The organism is Breoghania corrubedonensis (genome assembly GCF_003053845.1).
Classification (GTDB): Bacteria; Pseudomonadota; Alphaproteobacteria; order Rhizobiales; family Stappiaceae; genus Breoghania; species Breoghania corrubedonensis.
Map to the genome: position 1 here is coordinate 282,747 of NZ_QAYG01000001.1, position 17,595 is coordinate 300,341.

At 63.9% G+C, this 17,595-nt stretch carries 15 protein-coding genes, 1 tRNA gene and 1 pseudogene; 8 read left to right on the top strand and 9 right to left on the bottom strand.

All coding sequences use genetic code 11. The features are described from left to right. Positions 1-235 precede the first annotated feature (235 nt). From C8N35_RS01275 to C8N35_RS01295, 5 genes are all read left to right on the top strand, one after another. Positions 236-302 (top strand) — tRNA-Gln (locus C8N35_RS01275). A gap of 456 nt (positions 303-758) precedes the next feature. After that, on the top strand, positions 759-1,904 hold the full coding sequence (locus C8N35_RS01280) for a slipin family protein (RefSeq protein ID WP_342753474.1): 1,146 nt from the start codon (positions 759-761) through the stop codon (positions 1,902-1,904). Between the two features lie 232 nt (positions 1,905-2,136). Beyond that, positions 2,137-3,159, top strand: a complete 1,023-nt coding sequence (adhP, locus tag C8N35_RS01285) for an alcohol dehydrogenase AdhP (RefSeq protein ID WP_107987819.1) — start codon at positions 2,137-2,139, stop codon at positions 3,157-3,159. Positions 3,160-3,298: 139 nt separating this feature from the next. After that, complete coding sequence (locus C8N35_RS01290) at positions 3,299-4,300, top strand: MBL fold metallo-hydrolase (RefSeq protein WP_107987820.1); 1,002 nt, start codon at positions 3,299-3,301, stop codon at positions 4,298-4,300. A gap of 716 nt (positions 4,301-5,016) precedes the next feature. Then, positions 5,017-5,277, top strand: coding sequence for a BA14K family protein (locus C8N35_RS01295; protein WP_245926701.1), 261 nt, complete (start codon positions 5,017-5,019; stop codon positions 5,275-5,277). Between the two features lie 137 nt (positions 5,278-5,414). On the opposite strand, the gene C8N35_RS01300 is transcribed toward C8N35_RS01295, so the two are convergent. Further along, entirely contained in the window at positions 5,415-6,116 is a 702-nt protein-coding gene (locus tag C8N35_RS01300; protein ID WP_170121983.1) for a glycosyltransferase, read from the bottom strand. 170 nt (positions 6,117-6,286) lie between these two features. Here C8N35_RS01300 and C8N35_RS01305 point away from each other — a divergent pair. Continuing rightward, positions 6,287-7,369 (top strand): annotated as a pseudogene (locus C8N35_RS01305) (PA0069 family radical SAM protein); the annotation flags it as partial. A gap of 77 nt (positions 7,370-7,446) precedes the next feature. After that, entirely contained in the window at positions 7,447-8,121 is a 675-nt protein-coding gene (gene rnhB, locus C8N35_RS01310; RefSeq protein ID WP_210203352.1) for a ribonuclease HII, read from the top strand. Between the two features lie 233 nt (positions 8,122-8,354). Here rnhB and C8N35_RS01315 read toward each other — a convergent pair whose 3' ends face one another. The 8 genes from C8N35_RS01315 to C8N35_RS01350 form a co-directional block, all read right to left on the bottom strand. Further along, positions 8,355-8,834, bottom strand: coding sequence for a F0F1 ATP synthase subunit B (locus C8N35_RS01315; RefSeq protein WP_107987825.1), 480 nt, complete (start codon positions 8,832-8,834; stop codon positions 8,355-8,357). A 13-nt stretch (positions 8,835-8,847) separates the two neighbouring features. Further along, the gene (locus C8N35_RS01320) at positions 8,848-9,435 is read right to left on the bottom strand and encodes a F0F1 ATP synthase subunit B (RefSeq protein WP_107987826.1); all 588 of its coding nucleotides are present in this window, start codon (positions 9,433-9,435) and stop codon (positions 8,848-8,850) included. A gap of 170 nt (positions 9,436-9,605) precedes the next feature. Further along, positions 9,606-9,833 carry a F0F1 ATP synthase subunit C gene (locus tag C8N35_RS01325; RefSeq protein ID WP_107987827.1) on the bottom strand — a complete coding sequence of 76 codons (228 nt, stop codon included), beginning with the start codon at positions 9,831-9,833 and terminating at the stop codon, positions 9,606-9,608. Between the two features lie 76 nt (positions 9,834-9,909). Continuing rightward, on the bottom strand, positions 9,910-10,659 hold the full coding sequence (locus C8N35_RS01330) for a F0F1 ATP synthase subunit A (RefSeq protein ID WP_107987828.1): 750 nt from the start codon (positions 10,657-10,659) through the stop codon (positions 9,910-9,912). Positions 10,660-10,848: 189 nt separating this feature from the next. Continuing rightward, positions 10,849-11,247 (bottom strand): AtpZ/AtpI family protein, encoded by a 399-nt coding sequence (locus C8N35_RS01335; RefSeq protein ID WP_107987829.1) that lies wholly within the window; start codon positions 11,245-11,247, stop codon positions 10,849-10,851. Positions 11,248-11,465: 218 nt separating this feature from the next. Further along, positions 11,466-14,924, bottom strand: a complete 3,459-nt coding sequence (gene smc / locus C8N35_RS01340; protein ID WP_107987830.1) for a chromosome segregation protein SMC — start codon at positions 14,922-14,924, stop codon at positions 11,466-11,468. Positions 14,925-14,981: 57 nt separating this feature from the next. Beyond that, positions 14,982-15,632, bottom strand: a complete 651-nt coding sequence (locus C8N35_RS01345) for a DsbA family protein (protein WP_210203353.1) — start codon at positions 15,630-15,632, stop codon at positions 14,982-14,984. 133 nt (positions 15,633-15,765) lie between these two features. Next, a complete protein-coding gene (locus tag C8N35_RS01350; protein ID WP_107987831.1) occupies positions 15,766-16,293 on the bottom strand; it encodes a DUF721 domain-containing protein in 528 nt (175 codons plus the stop codon). A 221-nt stretch (positions 16,294-16,514) separates the two neighbouring features. On the opposite strand from C8N35_RS01350, the gene mutY reads away from it, so the two are divergent. Beyond that, a complete protein-coding gene (gene mutY / locus C8N35_RS01355) occupies positions 16,515-17,585 on the top strand; it encodes an A/G-specific adenine glycosylase (protein ID WP_107987832.1) in 1,071 nt (356 codons plus the stop codon). Positions 17,586-17,595 lie beyond the last annotated feature (10 nt).

A 17,595-nucleotide genomic window follows, 5' to 3' on the forward strand; every position in this document is an offset into this window, starting at 1 on the left:
GCATGCCTCACTTGTTGCAAATATGCACCATGTCTCAGCGTAAAGTGACAATTTCTCTGTAATAACTTGCAATGCGACCGGCGCGGCCATAAAAGCCGCCCTCCGTTCACCTGCCACGGCACGACAGCGGTTCAGGCTCTCGCCTGACCGGCGCGGTCGGCTCTGCCGTTCCCGTGTACCGACGGCCGCTGGCGTGAATGGATGAGAGTGTGCCCCACACGGCAACATGTCTCGCTGGATAGCTCAACTGGTAGAGCAGCAAACTCTGAATTTGCGTGTCGGGGGTTCGATTCCCCCTCCAACCCGGTACGGCGAAAGCCAAGCAGGTTCGAGTCCTGCAACACCCTGTAACGGTGTTCCTGAAACAGCGGCCCGGGGGCCGATCTGTGACCGTCGGTCGGACCTTTCGCAAGCGCCGCAAGGCGCGGGCGGGAGCGAGGAGCGGCAGTCACCTTCGCCGGAGGCCGGCCTGCGGCTGACGGCAGATGCGCTTTAGCGCCGGGCGGAGAACCCATTGTTCCGAGCCCCGCGCAGGAGCCACGTCTGCCCGCTCGTCGCGGCCCGCCTTCGACCGATGTCGACCGGCCTTCGGGTCCATTTCATTTCGCCCTCGCGCACAAGCACGAGCGGCAATCCCCATTCCGCCGCGACCAAAACCGGCGGGGTATCCGTCCGTCCGGCAATGGTGCCGGCGGCAGACAGACGAAAGGACGTTGCAGCGCATGTCTTAGCGATGCTGACGACGAAGGAGAGTACCCATGGTTATGAAGCTGATTGAGAGGCTGCTCGGTTTCGAGCGGCGTATCCTGACCGAGAGCCAGCGCGCCGTCGTGCTGTACAAGGGTCGGTTCATGGGGATCTACGGGCCGGGCGAACACCGGCTGCCGAACCGGGCGAACCGGTTGGTGGTCGAACTGCATGATCTCGCCCGGTCGGCATTCGTCTCCGCATATGACAAAGCGCTGTTTCGCGGGCGTCCCGAACTGGCTGATGAGCACCTTCTGGAGGTGCGCACGGGCGCGGACGAAGTCGCTCTCATCCTGCGTGACGGCCAGTTCTACGGCATCCAGAAGCCGGATGCCCGAATGGTCGTATGGCGCGATTGCGGGCCGTGGCATGTGGATCACCTCGACGTGAGCGAGAGCCTCGTCGTGCCGAAGGGCACCGCACGACACGTGCTGGCGGCAGGCAAGTCCGCGCCCGTCAGCACCTTTGAGGTGGCACAGGGCCAGTGCGGCCTGCTCTTCATCGAGGGCGCCTACGTCGAGACGCTGTCGCCGGGGACTCACCTCTACTGGGACGTCGGCCGGAAGGTGCGTGCGTCGATCATCGACCTGCGTCGTCAGGCGCTGGACGTCGCGGGTCAGGAGATCCTGACCAAGGATCGCGTGTCGATCCGCATCAACCTGATGGCGGAATACACCGTCACCGATCCGGTGAAGGCGGCGACCTCGGTCAGCGACTTCACGGCCGCGCTGTACCGCACCCTGCAGCTTGCCTTTCGCAAGGTGCTGGGCGCCCAGACCCTCGACCAGATCCTGGCCACGAAGGCGGCGGTCGACGCCGAGGTGTTGGAAAAGGTGCGGCACGACATGGCTGAAATCGGCCTCAAGGTCGGCGAGATCGCGATCAAGGACGTGATCCTGCCGGGCGAGATGCGCGAGATCCTCAACCAGGTCGTCGCGGCCGAGAAGCAGGCGGAGGCCAACGTCATCCGCCGGCGCGAGGAGACGAACGCGACGCGCTCGCTGCTCAACACCGCCAAGGTGATGGCCGAAAACCCGGTCATGCTGCGGCTGAAGGAGCTGGAGGCACTGGAAGGGATCGCCGGTAAGGTGAAGAGCCTGACGATCCACAACGGCACTCAGGGGCTGATGAACGACCTCGTCAGCCTGACCGAGTGAGATTGCGTTTCGCACATTACCTGCACCCCGATGGTGCTGACAAAGCAAAAGAAGGCCGCTTACCCTTGAGGATAGGCGGCCTTTCTCATTCCGGCGTGAAATTCCGCCTCAAGGTGACTATAATTCAAAGGCCCGATATATGGGTAAATATTGACGTTGCCGTTGCGGATCATCAGTCTCCAGGTCGGATGCCTCCGCAATCCAGTAATTGCGAAGTCGCAGGAGATACGAGATGCCGCGAACGATGAAAGCCGCCGTCGTCACCGCTTTCAACAAGCCATTGTCCATCGAGGAGATGCCGGTGCCGGAAATCGGACCGGACCAGATCCTGATGAAGGTCGAGGCGAGCGGGGTCTGCCATACCGATCTGCATGCCGCGCGCGGGGACTGGCCGGTCAAACCGCAGCCGCCGTTCATTCCTGGCCACGAAGGCGTCGGGTTCGTCGCGGCGGTGGGCAAGAACGTCAAGGGCATCCGGGAAGGCGACCGCATCGGCGTGCCGTGGTTGCACACGGCCTGCGGCCACTGCCCGCATTGCCGTACCGGCTGGGAAACACTGTGTCACGAGCAGCAGAACACCGGCTACTCGGTCAATGGCGGCTTCGCCGAATATGTCGCGGCCGACCCGGCCTATGTCGGCCAGCTGCCCGACACGCTGGATTTCGGCCCGGCCGCGCCGATCCTGTGTGCGGGCGTCACCGTCTACAAGGGGCTGAAGGAAACGGAGGTCAAGCCCGGCGAATGGGTGGCTGTGTCCGGCATCGGCGGGCTCGGCCATCTGGCTGTGCAATACGCCAAGGCCATGGGCATGCATTGCGCCGCCATCGACGTGCATCCGCAAAAGCTGGAACTCGCGAGGAAACTCGGCGCGGATATCACGATCAACGCCGCGCAAGAAGATCCCGGCGAAGTCCTGAAGCGCGAAGTCGGCGGGGTCCACGGCGCACTGGTGACGGCCGTGTCCCCCAAAGCGTTCTCGCAGGCGATCGGCATGCTGCGGCGGCGCGGAACCATGGTACTCAACGGCCTGCCTCCCGGAGACTTTCCGCTTCCCATCTTCCAGACCGTACTCAACCGCATCACCGTGCGCGGATCCATCGTCGGCACGCGCCAGGATCTGGCCGAATGCCTGGAGTTCGCCGGCGAAGGCAAGGTCGCGACCCACTTTTCGTGGGAGCCGCTGGAAGCGATCAACGACATCTTCCATCGCATGGAACAGGAAGCGATCGACGGGCGCATCGTGTTGCAAATCTGAAGCGGTGCATCGCGGAATGACCGGGGCGGACGCTCGCGATCTCCTCACGACAATGTTGGCGGGAGTTGATCACGGCGAAATACCCGTAGACGCAGCGTAAGGATAGGGTGAAATCCTCTTTCACAGGGAGGATTTCACCATGCCCGTTTTCCGCAAACCGCACGTATCCCGTCGCTCGATGCTGCAACTTGGCCTTTTTACGGGAGGCGCGGTCCTTGCCGCACCTTTCGTCCTTCGCGCCGCATCCGGGCCGGCGCGTGCCGAAGCGCCCCTGCTCGGCACTGCCCGGCCGGCCTTCAATCGCTTCAAGCTCGGCGCCTTCGAGATCACCACTGTCTTCGACGGCGGGATGGCACTCGACGGGCCGCATCCTATCTTCGGACAGGACCAGCCGGCGGGCGCGGTCGAGGCGCTGGCGGCGGAAAACCACCTGCCGCCCAAACGCATGGAGATCGGCTTCACGCCGGTCATCGTCAACACCGGAAACGAACTGATCGTCTTCGATACCGGCAACGGAGCGGGCCGGCGGCCGGCGGCCGGAAACTTCAGTGCGGCGCTGCGCGCGGCAGGTTACCGGCCCGAACAGGTGGATACGGTCGTCATCACCCACATGCATCCCGACCATATCGGCGGGATCATGGAAAACGGGGGTCCGCTCTTTCCCAATGCACGTTATGTGACAGGCGCGCGCGAATACGATTTCTGGAGCTCCGACGACCGGCTCTCAGGGCCCACCGAAGGCGCTGCACGGCTGGTGCGCAGCAACGTGATGCCGCATGCCGACAAGATGACATTCCTGCAACCCGAAAGCGACGTCGCCACCGGCATAACCGCTGTGGAGGCCTATGGCCATACGCCGGGACACATGGCCTATCATCTGGAAAGCGAAGGCAAACGCCTGTTGCTGTGGGCGGATACCGCAAACCATTTCGTGGTGTCCATCCAGAAGCCGGACTGGCACGTGCGTTTTGACATGGACAAGGAGCAGGCTGGCCAGACGAGAAAGCGGCTGTTCGACATGGTGGCGGCCGAGCGAATTCCCGTCGCCGGCTATCACATGCCCTTCCCGGCCGTCGGCCATATCGAGAAGCAAGGCGGCGGATACCGTTGGGTGCAGGCTGCCTACGAACTCTATCTGTAAAGCAGGTATCGCGAGGTGCTTCTCGGTCCCCAGACGGCAGCCGCATTCTGCGCCCATTCCGATGCGGAATGCGGCTGGCCCTTTCCGATCACGACCGGAAGAACAGATTTGAGACACAATCTCCTGTGCCTTCGCCCTGTCGCGCCTGAGCACCGGGCAACGCCCCTCTCCTGAGGTGCCTGCGCGAACAGCAAGAACCGTTGCGTCAATCTGTGCGCTTCAATCCACACATTACGGCCGCAGAATATTTCCTAGAGCTTCCATCTTATGCGCGTATTGTGATGTCAGTTACATCTGTGACGTCGAAAACCGACTAGAAAGGTTCAGTTTTCGGCTGAAACCTGCAGGTTCGAAACAGGTTCGGCAACGATGCAGCCCGCTCAGGCGTTTGTGTCCGGACCGAACGGTTTCACGCCGACATCGCATAACGGCGCTCGGATGTAGCCCGACGTTCGCCCGACAAGGCCTCAAGGCCCAGCACTGTCGGGTTCCGGTTCACGATCCGGCATCAAGGTGACAGGACGGCATTCGCCCTTCGCGTACGATTTTTGAAAGGGAGAGAACCAATGAGATTGGGACTATTGCGACGTATATTGGCACCGGCTGCCATTTTGGCCGCCGTTGTCACGGTCACGCCGGCGGGCGCGTCAACACAAAGCCCGATGACGACATCAACAGAAACGAAACTCGATGTGGAGGCTGCCGCTCTTGTTGGCATGCCCGTCGTCGGCCAGGAAGAAGGCACGTACCAACTGGCCCAGTGGGGACCCCCGCCGCCACGCTGGCGCCATCGCCGCCCGCCGCCGCCGCCGCGCTGGCGCCATCGTCGTCCGCCGCCGCCGCCTGCCTATTACCGCGGCCGGAGGGGACACGTGGACTGGTGCCTGCGGAGATATCGTTCCTACAACCCAAGGACCGACATGTTCATGGGTTATGATGGACGGCACCACCGCTGCAGAAGCCCGTACTGGCGCTAAGACGCGGCAATAGCGATAACCAACAGGCCGGAGGGCAGCCCCTTCTGGCCTGTTGCCATTTCAAGGGCAGCGAAGCGCCCGGCCATCAGGCAAGCCCCAGCCGCTTGCGCGCCCCCCAAATCGCAGCCACAGTCAGATCAGTGCATCGAAGTGCCCACAAGTCGGCCGATCACCGGAGCTGGCACGCGCAGAAAAAACAGCACCATCCCGAGCCCCTGGCGAAACCTGCTTTTCGAGGGGGCGGTCTCTGGCCCCAGGCGACGAACGGCGCGGATGGGTAGATGCGTCATGCGACGCCGCCCGATACGGCGGACGAGATCGGCATCCGCCAGCGGCGCTTTTGGATTGTGCCCCCCGATCCGCTCGTAGAAGCGGCGCGAGAGCAACAATCCCTGCCGGGCGGTGCCGATGCCGAGAATGCGCGAGCGCAGCCACGAGACCTTTTCCGCGACCCGCGCCTTGAAACCAAGATCGTCATTTGCCGCGCGAAAACAGGCCGCCTGCCGGTCACCTCTGCCGGATCTCTCCGCCCGCTCGACGAACTTCGAGACCTCGCGGTACCACCCCGGATCAAGTACCGTATCGGGTTCCAGGAAAAGCAGCCACTCGCCACGTCGCGCCGCTTGCGCCCCGGCAAGAAGGCGGGCACCACGCGTGCCTTTCGCCCCCACCCACCGGCACCCTGCGGCGTCGGCGATCTCTTCCGTCATGTCGCTCGACCCGGCATCGGCGACGATGACTTCGCGAACGACCCCTTCCGCCGAAGCAGGCACCAGCGCAGCCAGCGCCTCCACCAGCGTCGCCTCGTTGTTGAACGTGGATATGACAACAGCAAACATGTCATCTTTCATAGCATTCTTTGTTTCGCATTTGCGAGATACCTTGCCGCACTTGCGCCCCATATTATGTTCTTGATTTGTTCCTTTTCGGGCCCTATCTTTCCCAAATGACCCGCCATCAACCTCACCATCGTGAAACGGACGTCCCCCCGCCGACGGCGCTACCCGAGGGTGGCGAGGACTTGCGCATCGACGCGGAACGGCGACGCGGGCGGGCCGCAGCGCTGAACATGCCGGGGCGTTTCGAGACCGAGGCGCGGGAGATCACGGACGACGGATGGGGCAGCGCGGATGATCTGCCGCCGTTCAAGACCGAAGTTCAGGTGGAAGCGGCGCGAAAGATAATCACGCGCAACGATTCCCCCGACATCGCCTTCGACCGCTCCATAAATCCGTATCGTGGGTGCGAGCACGGTTGCATCTATTGCTTTGCCCGCCCGACCCACGCCTACATGGGCATGTCGGCGGGGCTCGACTTCGAGACAAAGCTGTTTGCCAAGCCGAACGCGGCGGAGTTGCTGGCGCGGGAAATTTCTGCCCCCGGCTACAAGGTGAAGACGATCGCGATCGGCACCAACACCGATCCCTACCAGCCGATCGAACGGCGGATGCGGATCATGCGCGAGATACTGGAAGTGTTGCAGCGTGCGCGGCATCCCGTCGGCATCGTCACCAAGTCCGCGCTGGTGATCCGCGATATCGACATTCTGTCGGAGATGGCGAAGGAGGGCCTTGCAAAGGTCGCTCTGTCGGTGACAACGCTGGACCGCAAGCTTGCGCGTGCCATGGAGCCGCGCGCGGCGACGCCTTCGCGGCGATTGGAAGCAATCGCCGCGCTTACGCAGGCCGGCATTCCGACATCGGTGATGGTCGCGCCGATCATTCCCGCACTCAATGATCACGAGATCGAGCGGATCCTCGACGCGGCGCACGCACAAGGGGCGTGCGAGGCCGGCTACATTCTCGTTCGGTTGCCACACGAGGTCAGCCCGCTCTTTCGCGATTGGCTGCTGCGCAACTATCCCGACCGCTACAGGCGGGTGATGTCCGTGCTTCAGACCATGCGCGGCGGCAAAGACTACAACGCGGAATGGGGAAAGCGCATGCATGGCGACGGTCCCTATGCGTGGCAGCTTGGCCGACGTTTCGAGCTGGCGGCAAACCGGCTTGGTTTCAACAAGCGCCGAAAACGTCTGCGCACGGATCTGTTCGTTCCGCCGCTGAAGGGAGCCGTGCAACTGAGCCTGTTCTGACAAGCAACGCACAGGCCGACAAGGGGATAACTGGGCGCGCCGCTTGCCCGCAAATGCAAGAGCGCTACAGTCGCGCGATGGTTCGTTCTCCCGCATCCCCCAACAGCTCTCTCTCTCGCAAGAAGCTGCTGCCGACGCTTTTGCACGAAAAGCGGCTGGCGCGGCAGCACCACGGGCTTGTCGCGGGAATAGACGAGGCCGGACGCGGCCCCTGGGCGGGACCGGTCGTCGTTGCCGCCGTCATTCTCGATCCGCGCGCCATTCCCGAGGGCCTCAATGATTCGAAGAAGCTGAGCGAGGAACGGCGCGAAGCGCTCTATGGCACGATCCTCTCGCAAGCCAACGTCGGTATCGTCCTGGCGTCGCCCGCGCGCATCGATGCGATGAATATCCGTGCCGCGACGCTGTGGGCCATGCGTGGCGCGCTCTGCGCACTTTCGCAACGCCCCGCGGCCGCGCTTTTTGACGGACGCGACGTTCCCGATGGCTTGCCGTGTCCCGGCGAGGCGCTGATTGGCGGCGATGCAGCGTCGCTCTCCGTCGCAGCCGCCTCCATCGTCGCCAAGGTCACCCGTGACCGGCTGATGGTGCGCCTCAGTGAGGAATTCCCCGGCTACGGTTTTTCCGCGCACAAGGGGTACGGCACGCCCCAGCATCAGGACGCGCTGGCGCGGTTCGGCCCGTGTCCGCACCACCGCTGCTCCTTTGCCCCCATAAGAGCGCTTCTGGAGGCTTCAGGAGCGCCGACGTGAGCGCCCGCCCCCTGCTGCGATGTGCGCAGCCCGCCCGGTGGTCACGGTCTCACAGCCGTAGCGATCTCCGGCGCCGGCCCTGTACCGCTGCCAAGTTGCGCCGGCGAGTTCGTGAAGAGGTAGGCACAGCTCCCGGCGGCATGCTCCAAACGAAAAAGGCCGCCGGCTTTTCAAGCCGGCGGCCTTTTGAAAAATTCCGTAACTGCCAAGCCAATGGCCCGCAATCGCGCAGATCAGTTGATCCGGCTTCCGACTTCCTTGATGCTGTCGGCAAGCAGCTTTTCGGCAACCTTGCCGGTAACCTTCGCCTCAAGGATCTTCTCGGCGGCCGCGACTGCGACATCGGTCGCGCGTGCTTTGACCTCGGCCATCGCCTGGCTTTCCGCCATTGCGATCTTGGTTTCGGCAAGCCTGGTACGGCGTTCGATCATCTCGTTGAGCGCAGCCTCCGTCTGAACGGTCAGAAGCTCGGCTTCGCGACGGGCTTCGGCGACGATCGTCTCCGCCTCTTCCTCCGCCTCGCGATGCTTGCGCTGATAATCGGCGAGCAGCGCCTGGGCTTCCTCGCGCAACCGGCGCGCTTCCTCGAGTTCCTTGCGGATACCGTCGGCGCGGTCGTCAAGCGCGGACGTGATCTTTCCCGGCACCTTTGCCCAGATGACAATGCCGATGAAAATGATCAGACCGACCAGAGCCCAGAATGTTTGATCCATGGTTGGCGTGTCCTCAGCTCATCGAGGCCGAAACGGCCTTGGACGTCTCGGTCTTCGTGGGCGCCTTGCCGAGCAGAGACTCGACCAGAGCATTCGTTGCCTCGTTGGCGATCTCGCCAACATCGGCCAACGCGGCTTCCTTGATGCCGGAGATCCGCTTTTCGGCTTCTTCCAGCTTCGCGTTCAGGTCCTTCTCAACCGCGGCGCGCTTTGCCTCGGTTTCTCCCGCAAGCTTGTCACGGGTCGCCTGTGCGATGCCCCCGGCCTTCTGGCGGGCTTCCGCCAGCGCCTGTTCGTAGGACGCGATCGCGACTTCCGTTTCCTGCTTCAGCCGGCCGGCTTCAGCAATATCGCTGGCGATACGGTCACGGCGATCCTCAAGAATACCACCGATGCGCGGCAGCGCCATCTTCGACATCATGTAGTAGAAGGCGCCGAAAGTGATGGCCAGCCACAGAAGCTGGGAGGGAAACGTCTCGCCGTTGAAAGGCGGAAACATTGTCTGCGCATGCCCACCGTCGTGCGGCACTTCGGTGTGCGCCGTCGTCGCGCCGTGTCCGGCGGACGTCTCGTTCGTTTGAGTCTCTTGAGCCTGAGCCAAAGGCGCCTCCAGATGCCGCAGACGTTACGCCGGCGCATGTCGCGACCGCCCTTATCGGAGCATCGGTCTTGTCACGCGCCGCCGTACCGGAGCACTGCAAAAACCCGCGCCCCTAACGGGCGCGGATGCCGTCTTTACCGGCGAATGGCCGCCGGCGAACCGGTCTTAACTCAGACCGCGTAGAGCAGCAGAAGAGCGACCAGCAGCGAGAAGATGCCAAGAGCTTCCGTCACGGCGAAGCCGAAGATCAGGCGGCCGAACTGGCCGTCCGCTGCCGACGGATTGCGCAGCGCACCGGCGAGGTAGCTGCCGAAGATGTTACCAAGGCCAATGCCTGCGCCGCCCATGCCCAGGCAGGCGATACCGGCACCGATGTACTTTGCTGCTTCAGCTTCCATGATTGTGCTCCTTGAGTGGAAATTCGCGATCAGCAGGATCTGTTGATGGTCGAAAGGTCGTGCCTTCCATCCGGTCCTAGTGGCCAGGATGGATGGCGTCGTTCAGGTACATGCAGGTCAGCACCGCGAACACATAGGCCTGCAGGAAGGCGACGAGGAACTCGAGCGCCGTGAGGCCCACCGTCATTGCCAGAGGAAGGACGGCGCCGGCGACGCCGAGGGCGCCCAGGCTGCCGAGGCTGGCGACGAAGCCGGCGAAGACTTTCAAGGTGATGTGGCCTGCCAGCATATTGGCGAAGAGACGAACCGAGAGGCTGACCGGGCGCGACAGGAACGAGATGATCTCAATCAGCACGACCAGCGGCAGCAGGATCGCGGGGATCCCGGCCGGCACGAAAAGGTTGAGGAAGTGAAATCCGTGACGCATCACGCCGTAGACCACCACCGTCAGGATCACGAGCATCGCAAGCGCGAACGTGACGATGATGTGGCTGGTGATGGTGAAGAAGTAGGGGAACATCCCGAACAGATTGCCGACCAGCACGAACATGAAGATCGAGAAGACGAACGGGAAAAACCGCATTCCGTCCGTTCCGGCCGAACTTCGCAGCATGTTGGCCACGAATTCGTAGGACATCTCCGCCACCGACTGCCAACGGCTCGGCACCAGGCCGCGACCGCCCGTCGCCATCATCAGGAACACTGTCGTCACCGCGACGGTCGCCACCATGAACAGCGACGAATTGGTGAAGGAGAAATCGACACCGCCGATTTCAACCGGGAACAGATTGACGATGTGAAACTGGTGGATCGGATCGTTCGACACCGGGTCGGCCCCTCAAATCTGTTCTTCATGCCGCATCGCGGCGATTTACGTCTCTCGGACCGCCATACGGCGGTTTCTGCATCCGTTGCCCGTTCTCCTGAACGCACGGGACGCATCAGTCAAGAGTTAAGGCCGCGACAGGCTCGCGCCCGGTCCGGCCTTTCGTCCCTTCAGCGACGCCACGACCCCTCAGCGATCGTCACGCCCCTGCTTCTCGGCCGGATCCGCGACAACGCCAGCGGACCGCAGCACATTCAGTACACCGGCCACGAACCCCAGCAGCAGGAAAACGATCAGCCCCCAAGGCTTCGTTCCCAGCCACTGGTCGAACACCCAGCCGATTACCGCCCCCACAGCGACACCCGCGATAAACTCGCTCGACAGCTTGACCGCCTGGGCATAGCCAGCGGCATTGCCGGTGCGCGAGGCGCGCTTCTTTTCCGCCTCATCGCGATCGCTGCGCTCGCTCAGCGAGCGGTTCAACCGGTCCAGACGCTCGGTCAGGCCGTTATCGTCTTCGGGAAGAATGGCCTTGTCACCACCCTCATCCGGTTGCGCTCCATTCGCGGGCCTCTTGTCGTCGGCCATCTGACGTCGCACCTCCGGACATGGGGCATTCAGGCAGTTTCGCCCCCCGAAAAGTCGCGCGCACCATAGTCGGCACCCCCAAACCTGTCAAGAAGCCTTACGGATAGGTTAAGTACTTGTTTCGTAAGAAATTTAGTGCACCTGAAGAAGGCACTCGTCCCGCCATCAGACTTTCGTATGTGTCAGCGCGATCGGCCCCCGGCATCGCCGCAGAGCGCTCAGACCGCCTCCAGGAAGCGTTCCGCCATCTCCAGATCGACAGAGACGAGCTGGGAAACGCCGCGCTCCGCCATGGTGACGCCGAACAGCCGGTTCATCCGCGACATGGTGATCGGATTGTGGGTGATGACGACGAAACGGGTTTGTGTCAGGCGGGCCATTTCCTCCAGAAGGTCGCAGTAACGCTCGACATTCGCATCATCGAGCGGCGCGTCGACCTCGTCCAGCACGCAGATCGGCGCAGGGTTCGTCAGGAACACGGCAAAGATCAGCGCCATGGCGGTGAGCGCCTGCTCGCCACCGGAAAGCAGTGTCATCGTCTGCGGTTTCTTGCCGGGCGGACGGGCGACGATCTCCAGTCCGGCTTCCAGCGGATCGTCCGATTCGATGAGCTGAAGCTCCGCCGTGCCTCCGCCAAAAAGATGTGTGAAAAGTCGCTGGAAATGGTCGTTGACCACCTCGAAGGAGGTCAACAGCCGCTCGCGCGCCTCGCGGTTGAGATTGGAGATTCCCGTTCGAAGGCGCCTGATCGCCTCGATGAGGTCATCCCGATCCGACACCAGCGAATCGCGCTGGGTGGAGATCTCCTCCACCTCCTCTTCGGCGCGCAGGTTGACCCCGCCAAGCCGTTCGCGCTCCGCCTTCAGCCGTTCCAGACGGGATTCGGTCGCACGCACATCGGGGAGCGGCGCGCCATCGCGCAGTTCGGCCACGGCCGGAACCTCTTGCGGCGTCACCTCCAGCGCATCGGCGATGCGCTCGGCCACGTCGGCGGCACGGCCCCGGGCCGATTCGACCCGCTCCTCGGCGCGCACCTTCCCCTCCCGTGCACTTGCAAGAGCCTCAAGGGCCTCGCGCGCCGTGCGGTCGGCATCGCCCAGTGTGCGCTCGGCCCGCAACAACGCATCATCGGTCTGGCTGCGCGCTTCCTCCGCCTTTGCGACTTCGGAAATCAGCGCTCGACGCTGCTCCTCGATCTCGGCCGGCCGCTCGGTCAACTCCGTGATTTCGGCGACGGCTTCTTCCTGGCGTTCGCGCAAGATGGTGAGCTGGCGCTCGGCATTGGCGGCGCGCTCCTGCCAGGAACGGCGCTCGCGGGCGATGCCATCAAGCCGGCGGCGGCGCATGTCGTTCTCACGCTCCAGACCACTCGCAGCCGCCCGCGCTTCCGCGAGAATCGCACGATCGCTCGCGACCTCTTCACGCAGCCGGGCGATCTCGGCTTCCAGCGCCGAAGTGTCGGACAGTTCGGCCGAGATTTCTTCCGCTTCCGCCAGCTCGGTCTGGGCATCTTCCATCTGCCCCGCAAGGCGCGCCTCGGCTTCCTCCAGCGAAGCTCGGCGGACGGACAGGGCAGACAGCGCCCGCTCGGCTTCTGAAAGCGCGACGCGCGTCTGATCGACCCGGCGTTGTCCTTCGCGCGCGGCGTTGCGGGCCGCCTGTTCGGCCTCCACCGCGACAGCCACGGCCGTCTTGTGCCGCTCCAGATCCCATCTGCGGGCCTCGACCTCGCCGGCCAGTTCCTCGATGCGGGCTTCCAGCTCGGCCAGCCGATTGCGCTGGGCGAGCCGCTGGGCGGCGGCGGTCGGCGCTTCGGCGGTGGCGATGTAGCCATCCCAGCGCCAGAGATCCCCCTCACGAGAGACAAGCCTCTGGCCCGGCTTCAGCTGCGGCAGGAGACGCACGGCATCCGCGCGATCGACCAGGCCGATCTGCGCGAGCCGGCGAGACAGCACGGCGGGCGCGCGGACCTGAGCGGCAAGAGCTTCCACACCGTCAGGCAAGGCGGGGTCGTCCGCAACCGTCTGCGATTCGCTCCAGCGCACGGGGGCGGCGGGATCCGCGGGCGCATCGAGATCATCGCCGAAAGCGGCGCCAAGGGCCGCCTCATAACCGGGAGAAACCTCCACGGCGTCGATGAGCGGCACCCAATCCCCCTCGGCGGCGGAGGCAAGCAGGCTGGCAAGCGCACGGGCCTCCGCCTCGTCCGCACCAAGACGGCGTTCGGCATCGGCAAGCGGTTCGCGGGCCGCGGCCTCCGCCGAGCGCGCCTCGCTCGTGGCGATTTCCGTGACCTCGGCGCGCATACCGGCTTCTTCCAGCGCGGCTTCCGCCTGTTCCAGAGCAGCACGATGATCCGCGACGTCGGTCCGGGAGGCGATTTCCTCACGCAGGGCGGAAAGATCGCGCGCGACCTCCCCCGCCTGGACCTTGAAGCGATCAAGACGCTGGCGGGCATCGCTCAATGTCCGCTCCGCCTGCGCGCGACGGGCCATGAACTGGGCGTTTTCCTCTGTCTTTCGCGACAGGACACCTTCGCTCGCCTGAAGTTTTTCCTCCGCCTTCGCAACGCGATCGGCCACCTCTTGCGCGCGCTCGGCGACCATTTCGTTTTCGCTGTTGAGCGCGCGCTCCTCCTCATCGAGGGCAGCCAGAAGCTCCGCGTTCTCCGAGCCCATGCGCTGCTCGCGATCGAGATCCTGAGCAAGCTGCTGGCGGCGCTGATCGAGATCGCGCAACCGCTCGCGAATACGGCGGTCTTCCGCATCAAGTTCGTTACGCGCGATCACCAGCCGTTGCAGCGCGGCGCCCGCACGCGCGGCCGCATCGCGCAGGTCCGGAACCTGGTGGGCCGCGATCGCCTGTTCGCGCGCGCTCGCCGCTTGTGCCGTGGCCGCCTCGTTGACGCTCGCCATGACCGTGGCGAGCTCCGCCTCCGCCGCCTTCAGCGCCTCCCCCGCCTCAAGCCAGCGCAGATAGAGAATCGCCGCTTCAGCCTTTCGGATCTCGCCGGAAAGGTTGCGGTAGCGCGAGGCCTGGCGCGCCTGCCGCTTCAGGCCCTCAAGCTGACCGTCGATCTGGACCAGCACGTCTTCCAGCCGTTCCAGGTTCTGCTCGGCCGCGCGCAGGCGCAGCTCGGCCTCGTGGCGGCGCGAATGCAGGCCGGAAATGCCGGCCGCTTCTTCGAGGATCTTGCGGCGGGAGGTGGGCTTGGCGGCGATCAGCTCGCCAATACGGCCCTGGCCGACGAGCGCGTTGGAGCGGGCACCGGTGGAAGCGTCGGCGAACAGAAGCTGCACATCGCGGGCACGCACATCCTTGGCGTTGATGCGATAGAGCGACCCCGCTTCGCGTTCGATGCGCCGGCTGATCTCCAGCATGTCCGCATCGTTGAAGCCTTGCGGGGCCGTGCGGTCGGAATTGTCGAGAAAGAGGGTGACTTCGGCGGTATTGCGCGCCGGGCGGTTGAGGCTTCCGGAGAAGATCACGTCGTCCATGCCGGACGCGCGCATGTTCTTGTAGGAATTCTCGCCCATCACCCAGCGCATGGCTTCGACGAGATTCGACTTGCCGCAGCCGTTCGGACCGACGACGCCAGTGAGGCCGTCCTCGATCACGAACTCCATGGGCTCCACGAAGGACTTGAAGCCGAGCAGCCGCAGTTTCGTGAATTTCATGGCCGCCCCCCGCGCGCGCAGGTCCGCGCAGTACGCGCGGGGCGGTCCGCAAAAGCGTCAGAGCAGCGGTTTGATGATCTCGTCGAGCTGTTCAACCGTCAGCGCCCCAGGGTGCTTTTCGCCGTTGATGAAAAAGGTGGGCGTCGAATTCACCCCGAATTCCTTGTTCGCCCGCTCCCTTGAGGCACTCACACCATCAAGGATTTCCTGATTCGACAAGCATTCTTCGAAGGTCTTGTCGTTGAAGCCGATCTGCTTCGCCATCGTCTTCAGGTTGCCGAGCGGGTCCTGCGTGAAGGCCCATTGGTGCTGCGTCTCGAAGAAAAGTTTTGTGACATCGTAATACTTGTCTTCAGGAGAACAGCGGGTAAGCATAGATGCTGCAAAGGCAAGATTGTCAAGCGGAAATTCACGCATTATGTAATACACCTTACCCGTATCGATGTATTCCTTTTTCAGATACGGGAGGCTTTCGGTTTCGAAATGCGCGCAATGACTGCAGGTCAGCGAAGCATATTCGATCACCGTGACGGGAGCCTTGGGATCTCCAAGAGAGATATCCTTGAGAGATCCCGGCTTCAACAGCTCCATCGGCGAGTAGGTCTCGGCAAGAGCCGACATCGGAAACGCCGATGCGAGCATTGCGGCCGCACCAAGGGCGGCGGCACCTTCAAGAAACTGTCTACGGGTCACTGTCACGGGCTTCATCCTCAACTCGTCGTGTCTGTCTGTATCGTGCGGAGGATATCGAGACGATATCCCTGCTGCGGTCGTTCTTTCTTCACTCGGCAACAAACTGCCGGGGCAAACTTGAATCGGCGATGAACGTCAAAAACGCGGCTCATTTGCGGCGCCTGGCGATGATCGCCCGCCCGAGCCTGTCGAGAGCGGCCCGCAAGGGGGCTTCATCCACAGCATCGAGCCTGCCTTTCAATTCCGCTTCCTCCGCCTCGTCCAGCGCCCGCAGGGTCGGCGTCGCGCGTTGCGGCAGATGCTTCAGCGGCTTCTGGACAATCTTGATCCGGCCAACCGCGGCCCAGCCGAAAAATGTGTTGATGCGCTGCATCACCTGCGGCAGCTCGTGCTGCAAGAAAAGAGCGCTCGGCCCGTCGCAGCGCACGACCAGCGTGGCGGGTTCGGGAATGCCGCTCCCGCCATCCTGCCGGCGCGGCCAGTGGAGCGCTTCGGGCTGGGTGGTCTCGCCGTAGCGCTCCCCAACGATATCCGGCCACTGGGCAAGAAGGTCGGCGGTGGCAAAACCCCGCTTGCGGCAGGCAGGCGCCATCACCCCGCCGATCAGATCGGCGAGCGGTTTGGCGCCGCGTCTGCGCGCGAAAGACGATTGGGATCCCTGCGACTTCTCGCTCATGCTCTCTCATCACCGGGCATCACGCCCGTTTCCTTCATCCCTCAGACGCCTCGTCCGGCTTCGTCGGGCTTTCTATCGGCGCACCTTATCCTCCGGGCGCCTGTTTGTCCGCCCCATGACGATATGCTTTCCCCGCGAACCACCGTTCCCCCGACCGCCACAGCGAAGCGGTAACCGCTTGGGGCTTGTGTTTGGCCCGGGGCTGCGTTCCTGTTCCGCACATGGATCAACGATTCCCCGCGCCCGAAGCGCAAACCCTGCTCGACTGGTACGACCGGCACGCCCGCGCCCTGCCCTGGCGTGTGCCGCCCGAGGCTCGACAGCGCGGCGTGGTACCCGATCCCTACCGGGTCTGGCTTTCCGAAATCATGCTCCAGCAGACGACGGTCGCCGCCGTCAAGGCATACTTCGAGGCGTTCACGCAAAAGTGGCCGGATGTCAACGCTCTGGCGGCGGCCGACGAGGCCGACGTGATGAAGGCCTGGGCGGGCCTTGGCTACTATTCCCGCGCCCGCAACCTCAAGGCCTGCGCCGATACCGTGGCCCGCGACCACGCGGGCAAATTCCCCGATACGGAAGAGGGCCTGGTGGCGCTTCCCGGCATCGGACCCTACACGGCCGCCGCGATCGCGGCGATCGCCTTCGACAGGCCGGCGACCGTGGTCGATGGAAATGTCGAACGCGTCATCAGCCGGATCCACGCGCTCGAAACGCCCCTTCCGCAGGCAAAACCCGATATCCGCGCGCTGACCGCCGCCATCACGCCAGAAACGCGGCCGGGAGACTTCGCGCAGGCGATGATGGACCTGGGCGCCACGCTGTGTTCGCCGAAACGGCCCGCCTGTTCGCTGTGTCCCTGGCAGGCGCCATGCAGGGCACAGGCGGCGGGAACGTCGGAGACCTTTCCGCGCAAGGCGCCGAAAGCCGCCAAGCCCACCCGGCGTGGCATGGCCTTCGTGGCGGTGCGCAGTGACGGCGCGGTGCTGTTGCGCCGGCGCCCGCCCAAGGGCCTTCTGGGTGGCATGAGCGAGCCGCCCACGAGTACCTGGGCCCCGGATGCGGCGATCGACGACACGAAGGAGGCCCCACTCGATCTCGACTGGAAACGCTGTCAGACGCCCGTGCGGCACACGTTCACGCATTTCCATCTGGAAATGACCGTCTGGCACGCCCATGCGCCATCGACGATGCTGGCGCCCGAGGGGCACTGGTGGTCGCCACGACACGAGCTTGGCGGTGAGGCCCTTCCCACCGTAATGAAAAAGGCTGTCGCGGCGGGGCTGGGCAGTTAGCCGGCGTCAA